Source organism: Limimaricola hongkongensis DSM 17492, assembly GCF_000600975.2.
GTDB classification, from domain to species: Bacteria; Pseudomonadota; Alphaproteobacteria; order Rhodobacterales; family Rhodobacteraceae; genus Limimaricola; species Limimaricola hongkongensis.
Genome location: NZ_KK088653.1, coordinates 525,579 through 538,142 on the forward strand (window position 1 = coordinate 525,579; position 12,564 = coordinate 538,142).

13 protein-coding genes and 1 pseudogene are annotated in these 12,564 nt (G+C 68.3%); 10 read left to right on the plus strand and 4 right to left on the minus strand.

Annotated features, from left to right (window positions below):
• The first annotated feature begins 25 nt into the window (after positions 1–25).
• Positions 26–988: a DMT family transporter gene (locus LOKHON_RS12955; RefSeq protein ID WP_017927095.1), complete on the plus strand. Its 963-nt coding sequence runs from the start codon at positions 26–28 to the stop codon at positions 986–988.
• Here the strand turns inward: LOKHON_RS12955 and choV are convergent.
• From choV to choX, 3 genes are all read right to left on the minus strand, one after another.
• Positions 939–1,985 (minus strand): choline ABC transporter ATP-binding protein, encoded by a 1,047-nt coding sequence (choV, locus tag LOKHON_RS12960; protein WP_017927096.1) that lies wholly within the window; start codon positions 1,983–1,985, stop codon positions 939–941. The genes LOKHON_RS12955 and choV overlap by 50 nt on opposite strands.
• Before the next feature lie 4 nt (positions 1,986–1,989).
• Entirely contained in the window at positions 1,990–2,820 is an 831-nt protein-coding gene (gene choW, locus LOKHON_RS12965) for a choline ABC transporter permease subunit (RefSeq protein ID WP_017927097.1), read from the minus strand.
• A gap of 190 nt (positions 2,821–3,010) precedes the next feature.
• Positions 3,011–3,949, minus strand: coding sequence for a choline ABC transporter substrate-binding protein (choX, locus tag LOKHON_RS12970; RefSeq protein WP_017927098.1), 939 nt, complete (start codon positions 3,947–3,949; stop codon positions 3,011–3,013).
• A gap of 112 nt (positions 3,950–4,061) precedes the next feature.
• Here choX and betI point away from each other — a divergent pair, with 112 nt between their 5' ends.
• The 8 genes and pseudogenes from betI to LOKHON_RS13005 all read left to right on the plus strand — a co-directional run bounded on the left by betI (position 4,062) and on the right by LOKHON_RS13005 (position 11,144).
• The gene (gene betI, locus LOKHON_RS12975) at positions 4,062–4,637 is read left to right on the plus strand and encodes a choline-binding transcriptional repressor BetI (RefSeq protein ID WP_017927099.1); all 576 of its coding nucleotides are present in this window, start codon (positions 4,062–4,064) and stop codon (positions 4,635–4,637) included.
• Positions 4,634–6,145: a choline-sulfatase gene (gene betC, locus LOKHON_RS12980; protein WP_017927100.1), complete on the plus strand. Its 1,512-nt coding sequence runs from the start codon at positions 4,634–4,636 to the stop codon at positions 6,143–6,145. The genes betI and betC overlap by 4 nt, the downstream gene beginning before the upstream one ends.
• Before the next feature lie 34 nt (positions 6,146–6,179).
• A complete protein-coding gene (gene betB / locus LOKHON_RS12985) occupies positions 6,180–7,637 on the plus strand; it encodes a betaine-aldehyde dehydrogenase (RefSeq protein WP_017927101.1) in 1,458 nt (485 codons plus the stop codon).
• A gap of 76 nt (positions 7,638–7,713) precedes the next feature.
• Positions 7,714–9,369 (plus strand): choline dehydrogenase, encoded by a 1,656-nt coding sequence (gene betA, locus LOKHON_RS12990; RefSeq protein WP_026147301.1) that lies wholly within the window; start codon positions 7,714–7,716, stop codon positions 9,367–9,369.
• Positions 9,370–9,525: 156 nt separating this feature from the next.
• Positions 9,526–9,819 (plus strand): annotated as a pseudogene (locus LOKHON_RS16695) (thermonuclease family protein); the annotation flags it as partial.
• A gap of 199 nt (positions 9,820–10,018) precedes the next feature.
• Positions 10,019–10,132 (plus strand): sunset domain-containing protein, encoded by a 114-nt coding sequence (locus LOKHON_RS16700; RefSeq protein ID WP_483810260.1) that lies wholly within the window; start codon positions 10,019–10,021, stop codon positions 10,130–10,132.
• 215 nt (positions 10,133–10,347) lie between these two features.
• Positions 10,348–10,734, plus strand: coding sequence for a hypothetical protein (locus LOKHON_RS13000; RefSeq protein WP_017927104.1), 387 nt, complete (start codon positions 10,348–10,350; stop codon positions 10,732–10,734).
• 200 nt (positions 10,735–10,934) lie between these two features.
• Positions 10,935–11,144, plus strand: a complete 210-nt coding sequence (locus LOKHON_RS13005) for a hypothetical protein (protein WP_017927105.1) — start codon at positions 10,935–10,937, stop codon at positions 11,142–11,144.
• 175 nt (positions 11,145–11,319) lie between these two features.
• On the opposite strand, the gene LOKHON_RS13010 is transcribed toward LOKHON_RS13005, so the two are convergent.
• A complete protein-coding gene (locus tag LOKHON_RS13010) occupies positions 11,320–11,832 on the minus strand; it encodes a DUF4174 domain-containing protein (RefSeq protein ID WP_017927106.1) in 513 nt (170 codons plus the stop codon).
• A gap of 231 nt (positions 11,833–12,063) precedes the next feature.
• On the opposite strand from LOKHON_RS13010, the gene LOKHON_RS13015 reads away from it, so the two are divergent.
• Positions 12,064–12,534, plus strand: a complete 471-nt coding sequence (locus tag LOKHON_RS13015; RefSeq protein ID WP_017927107.1) for a GNAT family N-acetyltransferase — start codon at positions 12,064–12,066, stop codon at positions 12,532–12,534.
• The last annotated feature ends 30 nt before the right edge of the window (positions 12,535–12,564 follow it).

Below are 12,564 nucleotides of genomic sequence, written 5' to 3' on the forward strand. Positions count from 1 at the left end.
CTTCATGTGGCGCGAGGAGAATTGCATGACGACAGCATCCATTTCGCGCACCGAAAGCTCGCCCGTCGCCGGGATCGGCTGGATGCTGGCGGCCGGGTTGTGCTTTGTCGGCATGACGGTGCTGATCAAGTCGGTGGGCTCGGCCTTGCCCGCGGCGCAGACGGCGCTGCTGCGCTTCGCGCTCGGGCTGCCCTTCCTGCTGCCGATGCTGCCGGCGCTGCGCCGGGCGCGGATCACGCCCCGGCTCTGGCGGCTTCTGGGCCTGCGGGCGGTGCTGCACAGCTGCGGCGTGGGGCTTTGGTTCTTTGCCATCGCGCGTATTCCCTTGGGCGAGGTGACGGCGATCAATTACCTCAACCCGATCTGGGTGACGTTGGGGGCGGCGCTCCTGATGGGCGAACGCCTGCCGCCGCGCCGCGTCATGGCGGTGGCGGCGGCCTTTGTCGGGGCCTTCGTGGTGCTGCGGCCGGGATTTCGCGAGATCGATCCGGGCCACATCGCGATGATGGGCACGGCGATGCTGATCGCCTCGGGCTATCTCGTGGTGAAACGGCTGTCCGAGGAGCTGCCCGCGGAGGCGATCGTGGCGATGCTGTCGCTGATGGTGCCGCTGGGGCTGTTGCCCTTTGCGCTGCCGGTCTGGCAGGCGCCGGGGGCCGGGGCGCTGGCCTATCTTTTCGGCGCGGCGGGGCTCGGCACCATGGGGCATTACGCGATGACGCGCGCCTTTGCCGTGGCGCCGCTCACGGTCACGCAGCCGGTGACGTTCTTGCAGCTGGTCTGGGCGGTGGCGATCGGCGCGGTGCTGTTCGGCGAACCGGTGGACCCGTTCACCATCCTGGGCGGCGCGATCATCATGGGCGCGGTGCTGTTCATCACCTGGCGCGAGGCACGGGCGCGACGGGCGGCCACCGCCGCCGCGCCCGATGCCATGCCGGTCAGTCGGTCGGAAGTTCGCCCAGCCGTTCGAGGATCGAACCGGGGCTGACCTGACCGATGACGCGGCCGTTCTCGGTCACGTCGAGCGGGGCGGGCGTGGCGTGGATCAGCGCCATCACCTCGAGGATCGGCGTCGTCGCCTCGACCTGACCCTCGGCGGCGAGCGTCGCATCCGGGTCCATCACGTCGCGGGCGCAGAGCACGCCGAGCGGGTTCATGTGGGCGACGAAGTCGCGCACGTAGCCGTTCGCCGGGTTGGTGAAGATCTCGCGCGGGGTGCCCGACTGGACGATCCGCCCGCCCTCCATGATGGCGATGCGGTTGCCGAGCTTGAACGCTTCGTCGAGATCGTGGCTGACGAAGATGATGGTGCGCTTCTTGCGCGCCTGAAGGTCGAGAAGCTCGTCCTGCAGCCGGGCGCGGATCAGCGGGTCGAGCGCCGAGAAGGGTTCGTCCATCAGAAGGATCGGCGCGTCGGTGGCAAAGGCGCGGGCAAGGCCCACGCGCTGCTGCATGCCGCCCGACAATTCGCCCACCAGCGCGTCGGCGCGGTCGCCCAAGCCCACCATCTCCAGCTCGGTCTCGACCCGGTCGCGGCGCTCGGCCCGGCTCATGCCGCCCAGCTCCAGCCCGAGGCCGACATTGTCGCGTACCGTGCGCCACGGCAGCAGGCCGAACTGCTGGAACACCATGGCGACGTGATGCAGCCGGATCTCGCGCAGAGTCTTCTTGTTGGCCTGCGTGACAGAGGCCATCTCGCCGTTCATGCGCACGCGCACGTCGCCGCGCACCACCGGGTTGAGCCCGTTGACGGCGCGCAGAAGCGTCGACTTGCCCGAGCCCGACAGGCCCATGAGCACGAGGATCTCGCCCTCGGGGACGTCGAGCGTGCAGTCATGCACGCCGAGCACCTGGTCGGTCCGATCCGAGATCTCGGGGCGTTCGAGCCCCTCGTCCATCAGCGGCAGGGCGGTCTCGGGCTTGTCGCCGAAGACGATGTTGACGCCGTCGAACTCGACGGCGTTGCGGGGGGAGGTGTCGCTCATGAAATTACCCTCGCTTCACGCGCAGCGCGCGGTCGAGCATGATCGCGACCACGACGATGACGAAGCCGCTCTCGAAGCCGAGCGCGGTGTTGACCGAATTGAGCGCGCGCACCACCGGCACGCCGAGCCCGTCGGCGCCGACAAGGGCGGCGATCACCACCATCGACAGCGACAGCATGATGGTCTGGTTCAGGCCGGTCATGATCTGCGGAAAGGCCGAAGGCAGCTCGACCTTCCACAGCAACTGCCGCGGCGTCGCGCCAAAGGCCTGCGCGGCCTCGACGAGCGCGGTCGGCGTGTTGGAGATGCCGAGCTGCGTCAGGCGGATCGGCGCGGGCAGCACGAAGATCACCGTGGCGATCAGGCCCGGCACCATGCCGATGCCGAAGAAGACGATGGCCGGAATGAGATAGACGAAGGTCGGCAGCGTCTGCATCAGGTCGAGCACGGGGGCGACCCAGGCATAGAGCTTGGGCCGATGCGCCACGGCGATGCCGATCGGCACGCCGACGCCCATGCAGACCACGCAGGCCGACAGCACCAGCGTCAGGCTTTCGGTCGTTTCCTCCCAGTAGCCCTGGTTGAGCACGAAGAGAAAGCCCAGCGCCACGAGCAGCGCGGGCTGCCAGCGCCGTTGCAGCGCGTAGGTGAGACCCACGAACACGGCGATGACCAGAAGTTCGGGCGGCGTCTGCAACAGCCACAAAATGCCGTCGATCATGCCTTCGAGCAGCCATGACAGCGTGTCGAACACGATGGCGAGGTTGGTTTCCAACCAGTCGAAGGCATCGGCGGCCCATTTGCCCACGGGCAGCTTGGGGATGGTCATCTCCATGGGGCGGCGCCTTGGTTCGGTCGGGTCATCGGGGTCTCCGTATCGGGGAATGCGGCGGGGCGCGCCGCGGGTCGAATGGGCGGGGGCCGCGCAGACCGGAAGGCGCGCGACCGAAATCCGTGTCCCGGCCCGATCGGGCCGGGAGAAGGGCGCGCGCGGCGGTGTCGCGGCGCGTCGCCGGTACGGGCGATCAGCCCTCGATCAGGCTCGTGACGGCGGGCAGGGCCTCGGAGCCGTCAAGCGTGGTCACGCCGTCGAGCCAGGGCTCGACCGCCCCGGGGTTGGCGGCGAGCCAGGCCTGCGCGGCGTCGCGCGGGTCCATCCCGTCATTGAGGATCGAGCCCATGATCTCGTTTTCCATCTCGAGCGAGAATTCGAGGTTCTGCAGCAGCGCCCCGAGATTGGGGCATTCTTCCACGAGCCCCTTGCGGGTCACGGTATAGACCTCGGCGCCGCCCAGGTTCGGGCCGAACCAGTCATCGCCGCCGGTCAGGTAGGTCATGTCGTAATTGGCGTTCATCGGGTGGGGTTCCCAGCCGAGGAAGATCACCGGCTCGTCACGCTTGCTCGCGCGGTCGACCTGCGCCAGCATGCCCTGCTCGGAGCTTTCCTTGACCTCGAAATCCGACAGGCCGAAGGCGTCGGTCTCGATCATTTCGAGGATCAGCTGGTTGCCGTCATTGCCCGGCTCGATGCCGTAGATGGTGCTGTCGAGCGCGTCGGCATGCGCGGCGATGTCGGCGTAATCGGCGATGCCCAGTGCCGCGCCCGCGGCGTTGGTGGCCAGCGTGTATTTGGCGCCGGTCAGGTTCTTGTGCACCGTCTCGATGCTGCCATCCTCGGCATAGGGGGCGATTTCGGACGACTGCGTGGGCATCCAGTTGCCCAAGAACACGTCGATGTCGCCATCCGACATCGAGGTGAAGGTCACCGGCACCGAGAGCACCTTGATCTCGGGCTCGTAGCCAAGGCCCTCGAGCACGATGGCGGTGGTGGCGGTGGTCGCGGTGATGTCGGTCCAGCCGACATCCGACAGCGTGACCTCGCCGCACTGCGCGGCGTCTTGGGCATGGGCGCCGGTGGCGGCCGCTACGAGCGCCAGCGCGCTGATCGTGGAGCGAAGCATCATGGAAATCGTCCTCTCTGTGGGTTCTGGTTCTTGATTGACGCGTCAATAAAAAGCCGATTAGGGTCGCCGTTGCAACCCGGTCGTTGGGCCGGGGCAGACCGGAGATTCTTCGATGCCCAAGCTCGGGATGGAACCTATACGGCGCGCCGCGCTGGTCAAAGCGACGATCGAGGAGATCGGCGCGCAGGGCTCGCTCGACGTGACGGTGGCGCAGATCGCGCGGCGCGCCGGCATGTCCTCGGCGCTGGCGCATCACTATTTCGGCAACAAGGAGAGGATCTTCCTCGCCGCGATGCGCCATCTTCTGGCCGAATATTCGGGCGAGGTGCGCGACGCGCTGATCGCTGCGAAGGGCGACCCGCGCGCCCGGGTCGCGGCAATCCTGCGGGCCAATTTCGGCCCCTCGAATTTCCGGCCCGAAGTGATCGCCGCATGGCTGAATTTCTATGTCCTCGCCCGGACCTCCGCGCCCGCCGCGCGGTTGTTGCGAATCTATCACCGCCGCCTGCGCTCGAACCTCGCCCATGATCTGCGCGCGCTTCTGGGGCCGGGGGCGGGGGATGCCGCCGAACGTCTCGCGGCGCTGATCGACGGAATGTACCTCAAGCAGGGGCTCGCGGGCGGTCCCGCCGACGGCCCCGCCGCCACGCGCCAACTGCTTGCCGCGCTCGAACTGGAGCTGAAATGACCTCGACCCCGAACATTCTCATCGTCATGGCCGACCAGCTGAACGGGACGCTGTTTCCCGACGGGCCGGTCGACTGGCTGCACGCGCCCCATCTCAAGGCGCTGGCCGCGCGCTCGACCCGCTTTGCCAACGCCTATACCGGCAGCCCGCTCTGCGCGCCGGGCCGGGCGGCGTTCATGTCGGGCCAGCTGCCCTACCGCACCGGCGTCTACGACAACGCCGCCGAGTTTCCCTCTGACGTGCCGACCTTCGCGCATCACCTGCGCCGCGCCGGCTGGCAGACCTGCCTGTCGGGCAAGATGCATTTCGTCGGCCCCGACCAGCTGCACGGTTTCGAAGAGCGGCTCACGACCGACATCTACCCCGCCGATTTCGGCTGGACCCCCGACTGGCGCAAGCCCGATGAGCGGATCGACTGGTGGTATCACAACCTCGGCAGCGTCACCGGCGCGGGCGTGGCCGAGATCAGCAACCAGCTCGAATATGACGACGACGTCGCGCACCAGGCCAAGACCAAGCTTTATGACCTCGCGCGCGGTCACGACGCCCGGCCCTGGTGCCTGACGGTGAGCTTCACCCATCCGCACGACCCCTATGTGGCGCGCCGGAAATACTGGGATCTCTACAACGACTGCGATCATCTCGACCCCGAGAGCGATCCGATCCCCTACGAAGATCAGGACCCGCATTCGAAACGCCTGCTCGACGCCGCCGATGCCGCCAAGTTCGACATCACGCCCGAGATGATCCGCCGCGCGCGTCAGGGCTATTTCGCCAATATCAGCTATATCGACGATAAGCTGGGCGAGATCCTGCAGGTGCTTCAGGACACGCGGCAAGAAGCGATCGTGGTCTTCGTCTCGGACCATGGCGACATGCTCGGCGAGCGGGGGCTGTGGTTCAAGATGAGCTTCTTCGAGGGCTCCTCGCGGGTGCCTTTGATGATCGCCGCCCCCGGCATGGAGCCGGGCCTCGTCACCGCGCCGGTCTCGGCGATCGACGTGACACCGACGCTGTGCGATCTCGCCGGTGTCGACATGTCGGAGGTCATGCCCTGGACTGATGGCGAAAGCCTGAAGCCGCTGGGGCAGGGCGAGACTCGCACCAGCCCCGTGGCGATCGAATACGCCGCCGAAGGCTCGATCGCGCCGATGGTCTGCCTGCGCGAAGGCCGGTTCAAATACACGGCCTGCCCGGTCGATCCCGAGCAGCTTTTCGATCTCGAGGCCGACCCGTCCGAGCGCACCAATCTCGCCCAAGACCCCGCCCATGCCGATACGCTGGCGCATTTCCGCGCCATCGCGGCGGAGCGCTGGAACCTCGACCTGGCCGACGCGCAGGTCCGCGCGAGCCAGGCCCGGCGCTGGGTTGTCTACGAGGCGCTGCGGCAGGGCGGCTATTACCCGTGGGACTACCAGCCGCTGCGCGCCGCCTCGGAACGCTACATGCGCAATCACATGGATCTCAACATTCTCGAGGAGAGCCAGCGCTATCCGCGCGGAGAGTGAGGCCTCCCATTCACCATTCCGAAAGTACGCAATCATGACCTATGCCACGCAGCCCGAGGCCAGCCATTTCATCGACGGCGCGTATGTCGAGGATGACAGCGGCGCGGCCCTGCCGGTCATCTACCCGGCCACCGGCGAGACCATCGCCAACCTGCACGCTGCGACCCCGGCGCTCGTCGACCGGGCGATCGCGGCGGCGCAGCGCGCGCAGCCCGCATGGGCCGCGCTCACCGGCACCGAGCGCGGCCGCATCCTGCGCCGCGCCGCCGACATCATCCGCGCGCGCAACCGCGAGCTGTCGGAGCTGGAAACGAAGGACACCGGCAAGCCGCTGCAGGAAACGCTGGTGGCCGATGCGACGTCGGGTGCCGACGCGCTCGAATATTTCGGCGGCCTTGCCGCGACGCTTTCGGGCGAGCACATCCAGATGGGCGACGACTTCATCTACACCCGGCGCGAGCCGCTGGGCGTGACGGTCGGCATCGGGGCGTGGAACTACCCGACCCAGATCGCCTGCTGGAAGGCCGCCCCGGCGCTGGCCTGCGGCAACACCATGGTGTTCAAGCCCTCCGAGACGACGCCGCTCTCGGCGCTCAAGGTGGCCGAGATCCTGATCGAGGCGGGCGCGCCGCCGGGCGTGTTCAACGTGGTGCAGGGCTATGGCGAGGTCGGCGCCGGTCTGGTCGATGACGACCGCGTGGCGAAGGTGTCGCTCACCGGCTCCGTGCCGACGGGCCGCAAGGTCTATGCCAGCGCCGCGTCGGGCATGAAGGCGGTGACGATGGAGCTTGGCGGCAAGTCGCCCCTGGTGATCTTCGACGATGCCAGCCTCGAGGACGCGGTGTCGGCGGCGATCAACGCCAATTTCTATTCGACCGGGCAGATCTGTTCGAACGGCACCCGCGTCTTCGTGCAGGACGGCATCCGCGAGGCGTTTCTCGACCGGCTGGCCGAGCGTCTGAAGGGCGTGAAAATGGGCGACCCGCTCGACGAGGCCACCAATTTCGGCCCGATGGTCTCCGCGCGCCAGCGCGAGATCGTCGAGGGCTTCATCAGCCAGGGCGTGGCCGAAGGCGCGCGCCTCGTGACGGGCGGCGGTCGCCCCGAGGGGGAAGGCTACTGGATCGAGCCCACGGTCTTTGCCGATGTGCGCGACGACATGACCATCGCGCGCGAGGAGATCTTCGGCCCCGTGATGTCGGTGTTCGGCTTTTCGACCGAGGAAGAGGCGCTCGAGCGTGCCAACGCCACGGTCTATGGCCTCTCGGCCGGGGTGTTCACCCGCGATCTGGCGCGCGCGCATCGCTTCGTGGGCCGTCTGCAGGCCGGGTCGTGCTGGATCAACACCTACAACCTGACGCCCGTGGAGGCGCCGTTCGGCGGCATGAAGATGTCGGGCGTGGGCCGCGAGAACGGCCAGGTGGCGATCGAGCACTGGAGCCAGCTCAAGACCGTCTATGTCGCGATGGGCGAGGTCGAGGCGCCCTACTGAGCCCTGCGAGGGGCGATTGGAAACGACCGGGCGCGGCCATGAATGGCCGCGCCCCCATGAATGCGGGATGCGTGTGATGGAAGCGGACTACGTGATCGTCGGGGCCGGCAGCGCCGGTTGTACCATGGCCTACCGCCTGTCGGAGGCGGGCAAGAGCGTCATCGTGATCGAGCATGGCGGCTCGGATGCGGGGCCGTTCATCCAGATGCCCGGAGCGCTGAGCTACCCGATGAACATGTCGCGCTATGACTGGGGCTACAAGTCCGAGCCCGAGCCTCACTTGGGCGGCCGCCGTCTGGCGACGCCGCGCGGCAAGGTGATCGGCGGCTCGTCCTCGATCAACGGCATGGTCTATGTGCGCGGCCATGCGCGCGATTTCGACACATGGTCGGAAATGGGGGCGACCGGCTGGGATTACGCGGGCGTGCTGCCCTATTTCAAGCGGATGGAGAACTGGCACGACAGCGGCCATGGCGGCGATCCGGCCCGCCGGGGCCATGACGGCCCGCTCCATGTCACGCGCGGCCCGCGCGACAACCCGCTGACCCGCGCCTTCGTCGAGGCGGGCGGGCAGGCGGGCTACCAGCTCACCGACGACTACAATGGCGCGCAGCAGGAGGGCTTCGGCCCGATGGAGGCGACGATCTGGCAGGGCACCCGCTGGTCGGCGGCCAACGCCTATCTGCGCCCCGCGCTCAAGCGCGAGAACTGCACGCTGATCCGCGGTCTCGCCCACAAGGTCGTCATCGAGGACGGCCGCGCCACGGGGGTGGAGCTTTCGCGCGGGGGCCGGGCCGAGGTGATCCGCGCCCGGGCCGAGGTGATCATCGCCGCCTCCTCGATCAACTCGCCCAAGCTTCTGATGCTGTCTGGCATCGGCCCGGCGGCGCATCTGGCCGAGCATGGCATCGATGTGGTCGCCGATCGCGCGGGGGTGGGCCAGAACCTGCAGGACCATCTGGAGATGTACATCCAGATGGCCGCGACGCAGCCCGTCTCGCTCTATGCGCATTGGAATCTCTGGGGCAAGGGCAAGGCGGGCACGCAATGGATGCTGTCGCGCACCGGCCTCGGCGCGTCGAACCAGTTCGAGAGCGCGGGCTTCATCCGGTCGCGCGCGGGCGTCGAATATCCCGACATCCAGTATCACTTCCTGCCGATGGCGGTGCGCTATGACGGCAAGGCCCCGGCCGAGGGGCACGGATTCCAGGCGCATGTCGGGCCGATGCGCTCGGGCTCGCGCGGGCATGTGACGCTGGCCTCGAGAAACCCCGAGGACGCGCCGAAGATCCTGTTCAACTACATGTCGACCGAGCAGGACTGGGCCGATTTCCGCACCTGCATCCGGCTCACCCGCGAGATCTTCGGCCAACGCGCCTTTGCGCCCTATCGCGGCCACGAGATCCAGCCGGGCGATCACGCGCAGACCGACGAGGAGCTGAACGAAGCGATCCGCGAGCATGTCGAGAGCGCCTATCACCCCTGCGGCACCTGCAAGATGGGCGCCAAGGACGATCCTTCGGCGGTGGTCGATCCCGAATGCCGGGTGATCGGGGTCGAGGGGCTTCGGGTGGCGGACAGCTCGATCTTTCCGCGCATCACCAACGGCAATCTCAACGCGCCGTCGATCATGGTGGGGGAGAAGGCGTCCGACCATATCCTTGGCCGCAGGCTCGATCCGCTGGATGAAAAGCCGTGGATTCACCCCGCATGGCGTGTGGCGCAGCGTTGAAGATCGCGCCTAGCGCGCAAATCTTAACTTTAAGTTAACGAAACACTTGCCGGGGGCATCGAAAGCGCCGACATCCCCGGCATGGCCTGTTTCGCGATCCTTGCCCTGTTGGGTCTGTGCTCGACCGAGCCCGCGGCGGCAGCCGGTCCCTCCGGCATGGTCGCGGTGATCGATGGCGACACGCTCGACGTGGGCGGCGCGCGGGTGCGATTGCATGGCGTCGACGCGCCTGAGAACGCCCAGAGCTGCGGCACCGGGTCGGGCGCGGTCTGGGCCTGCGGTGACTGGGTCACGCAGGAGACTTCGCTGCGCTTCGCGGGCCGCGAGGCGGTCTGCGAGACCGTCGATATCGACCGCTATGACCGGATCGTCGCCCGTTGCGCCGTTGATGGCGCGGATATCGGCGCGGCGCTGGTTTCAAACGGGCTCGCGCTGGCCTATGTCGAATACTCCAGGGATTACGCCGAGACCGAGGCGGCCGCCCGCGCCGCCGGGCGCGGCATCTGGCGTGGCGAGGTCGAGGCCCCCCTGGGACTGGCGGCGCGCCAAGCGGGCCGGTCGCTCCACCTCCGAGGCCGCGCCCGAGCGCGTCGAGGCGGGCGGCTGCGCGATCAAGGGCAACGTGTCGGGGGGCGGCCGGATTTATCACATGCCGGGCGATCCGTTCTACGGGCGCACCAAGATCGACACCGGCGCGGGAGAGCGCTGGTTCTGCAGCGAGGCCGAGGCGCGCCGCGCCGGGTGGCGGCACGCCGGAAGCTAGGTCTCCGAACGCCTCTCCGCATCGCTTGAACGGGGGCGCTGCCTCGCTTTGCAAGGAGGGCGAGGCCAGCCTTGCCGTGGCGCATGTTGTTTCTGAAGAGACGCCCCTCCGCGTTCCTGCATCCGCGAGGCCGTGCGGGATGGCGTGCGCCCGCGTGGCGGTCTATCAAGCGGACTGCCGCAGATCGCGCGGCGCAGCCCGAGGACAAGATTGACATGGAAAAGCACCGCGGATTTCCCGGCCGGCTGCCCGGCACCGATTTCCAGTTCACCATTCGCCGCGCCGCCAAGGACGGTCCGACCAAGATCATCCGGCGCGAGCGGTTCCGCGACCGCCGCCCGCCCGACCGCCGCGCCGATGAAGGCTTCATGGCCGCGCTCTGGGCGCAGTTCGGCGAGGAGCCCTTCGTGCGCGGCAATCTCGATGCCGCGCGGCTGAGCTGGCTGTTCGGCCGCGAGGTGGTGCCTGCCGAGGACCCGTTCGATCCGCAGGATTACGACGCGCTCTTGCGCATCGACGTGGCGCAGGCGCGCCACGCCTTCCCGGATGTCTTCGGTGAAACCGGTTCCGAGGCGGATGAGGACGACGACGAGGATTGGTGATCGCCGACAGGCGCGGCGCGGGGCGTGGTACCCGGCATGACGCCCGGAGCAGGTGGCGACATGCCGCCTATGCTTGGTCGTGGGGCGAAGGGTACAACCGGGGCGAGGCCCGGCCTCCCTTGCGCCGCGCTGCGTGACATGGCACTGACATCTTCATCTGGGGCATAATCGTTCATTTTCGGAGACCAAGAATGGCATCCATGTTCAAACTCTTCGGCGCGCTCGGCGTTGCCGCGACCCTCGCTGCCTGCGGCGCGACCCCTGGTGAGCGTGCCGCGACCGGCGCTCTCGCCGGCGCTGCCGCCGCCGAAGTCACCGGTGAAGACGCCATCACCGGCGCGCTCGTCGGTGGTGCGATCGGTGGCATCGCGCCCTGCGTCGCCAACCCGAACGCCCGCGGCTGCTACTGAGCGGGCCGCACCCCGGCGCTGGCCGTGGGTGAATGACATTTCGGGCCGCCGGGGGAAATCCCGGCGGCCCTTTTCGTGACCCGGGAACGAAGCGTTGACCGGCGCGGGCCGAACCCGCCAATGGCTTGCGGATCGGGCGCTGCCGAATGTCAGGGCTGGCCGGCCCGCGCCGCCCTCATTCTGTGCGGCTGAACGGCATCGCCTGCGCGCCCGGCCGGTCGAAGGGGCGGTTGGCGTCGCGGATCTCCTGCTGGCGCAGCGGCAGCTTGTCGATCGCGTGAATCAGCTCGCGCCCGGTGAAAGGCGCGGGCTTGCGCTGCGCGATGCGCCCGTCCTTGCCGATCAGGATCACGGCGAAGCCGCGCGGACGCAGCGCCCGGCGGATCGGGCTGCGGGCGTCCGGATCGGTGTCGATGAGCACGATCACGTCGCGTGCCGTCAGCTCGTCGATCCGCTCTGCGAGAAAGGCGACCTGCCGTTCGAACTGCGGATCGCCGGGGCCGTCGGCAAACACCACGATCGGTCTCGCGCGGAATTCGAAATCCTCCAGTTCCGCCTCGCCCACGGGATAGGCCGCGCGCGGCTCCTCGACCCATCGGGACAGAAGATCCGGCGCCTCCTGCGCGGCGACGAGCGGGGCGGCCCAGAACAGGGCGATGAGCGCGGCGAGGGGGCGAAACCATGTCATGCCCTCAACATAGGCGCGAATGATGCCCGCGCGAAGGGTGCTGCGACATTCAGGCCGCGGCTTTGACGCCCCGTCGCGGTTTCGCTGTGATCCGGCGCGCCCGCGTCCCGAACGGGGCCGGGGCGTTCCGGTGTCCCGCCGCACGGGCCGGGCATCGAAAGGGCTCTTGCGGGAAGGGGCGCAACGCGACATCACGGGCGCCGACATTGCCCGCCCCAGGAGCCCCGCGAAATGATCCGCACCGCCACGCCAGACGACGCGCCCGCCCTGTCCGCCATCTGGAACGGGGTGATCCGCGAGACCAGCTCGATCTTCAACGCGACAGAGCGCAGCGAGGCCGAGATCGCCGAGATCACGCAATCGGGCGACCCCTTTTTCGTCTGGGACGAAGGCGGCGTGCAGGGCTTTGCCCGCTGGTTCCCGTTTCGCGGCACCGACGGCTACCGCCATACCGTGGAACACACGATCCTGCTCGCGCCGTCGCTGCATGGGCGCGGCGCGGGCCGGTTGATGATGGAGCGCCTGTTCGAGACGGCCCGCGCCGCCGACAAGCATGTCATGGTGGCCTGCGTCACGGCCGAGAACACCGCCGGCATCGCCTTTCACGAGCGGATGGGATTCGTGCGCACCGGCACCATGCCCGAGGTGGGGCGCAAGTTCGGCCGTTGGCTCGATCTTGCCATCCTGCAGAAACGACTCTGACAATGCCGCAACGCGGCGCTAAGGTGAGCC

Excerpts from the sequence above, each read along its gene's own strand:
- LOKHON_RS16700 (WP_483810260.1), top strand. The coding sequence starts at position 10,019 with ATGCCGGGCGATCCGTTCTACGGGCGCACCAAGATCGACACCGGCGCG.
- LOKHON_RS13010 (WP_017927106.1), bottom strand. The coding sequence starts at position 11,832 with ATGACATGGTTTCGCCCCCTCGCCGCGCTCATCGCCCTGTTCTGGGCC.
- betA (WP_026147301.1), top strand. The coding sequence starts at position 7,714 with ATGGAAGCGGACTACGTGATCGTCGGGGCCGGCAGCGCCGGTTGTACC.
- LOKHON_RS13015 (WP_017927107.1), top strand. The coding sequence starts at position 12,064 with ATGATCCGCACCGCCACGCCAGACGACGCGCCCGCCCTGTCCGCCATC.
- LOKHON_RS13000 (WP_017927104.1), top strand. The coding sequence starts at position 10,348 with ATGGAAAAGCACCGCGGATTTCCCGGCCGGCTGCCCGGCACCGATTTC.
- betI (WP_017927099.1), top strand. The coding sequence starts at position 4,062 with ATGCCCAAGCTCGGGATGGAACCTATACGGCGCGCCGCGCTGGTCAAA.
- betC (WP_017927100.1), top strand. The coding sequence starts at position 4,634 with ATGACCTCGACCCCGAACATTCTCATCGTCATGGCCGACCAGCTGAAC.
- choW (WP_017927097.1), bottom strand. The coding sequence starts at position 2,820 with ATGGAGATGACCATCCCCAAGCTGCCCGTGGGCAAATGGGCCGCCGAT.
- choX (WP_017927098.1), bottom strand. The coding sequence starts at position 3,949 with ATGATGCTTCGCTCCACGATCAGCGCGCTGGCGCTCGTAGCGGCCGCC.
- betB (WP_017927101.1), top strand. The coding sequence starts at position 6,180 with ATGACCTATGCCACGCAGCCCGAGGCCAGCCATTTCATCGACGGCGCG.
- LOKHON_RS12955 (WP_017927095.1), top strand. The coding sequence starts at position 26 with ATGACGACAGCATCCATTTCGCGCACCGAAAGCTCGCCCGTCGCCGGG.
- choV (WP_017927096.1), bottom strand. The coding sequence starts at position 1,985 with ATGAGCGACACCTCCCCCCGCAACGCCGTCGAGTTCGACGGCGTCAAC.
- LOKHON_RS13005 (WP_017927105.1), top strand. The coding sequence starts at position 10,935 with ATGTTCAAACTCTTCGGCGCGCTCGGCGTTGCCGCGACCCTCGCTGCC.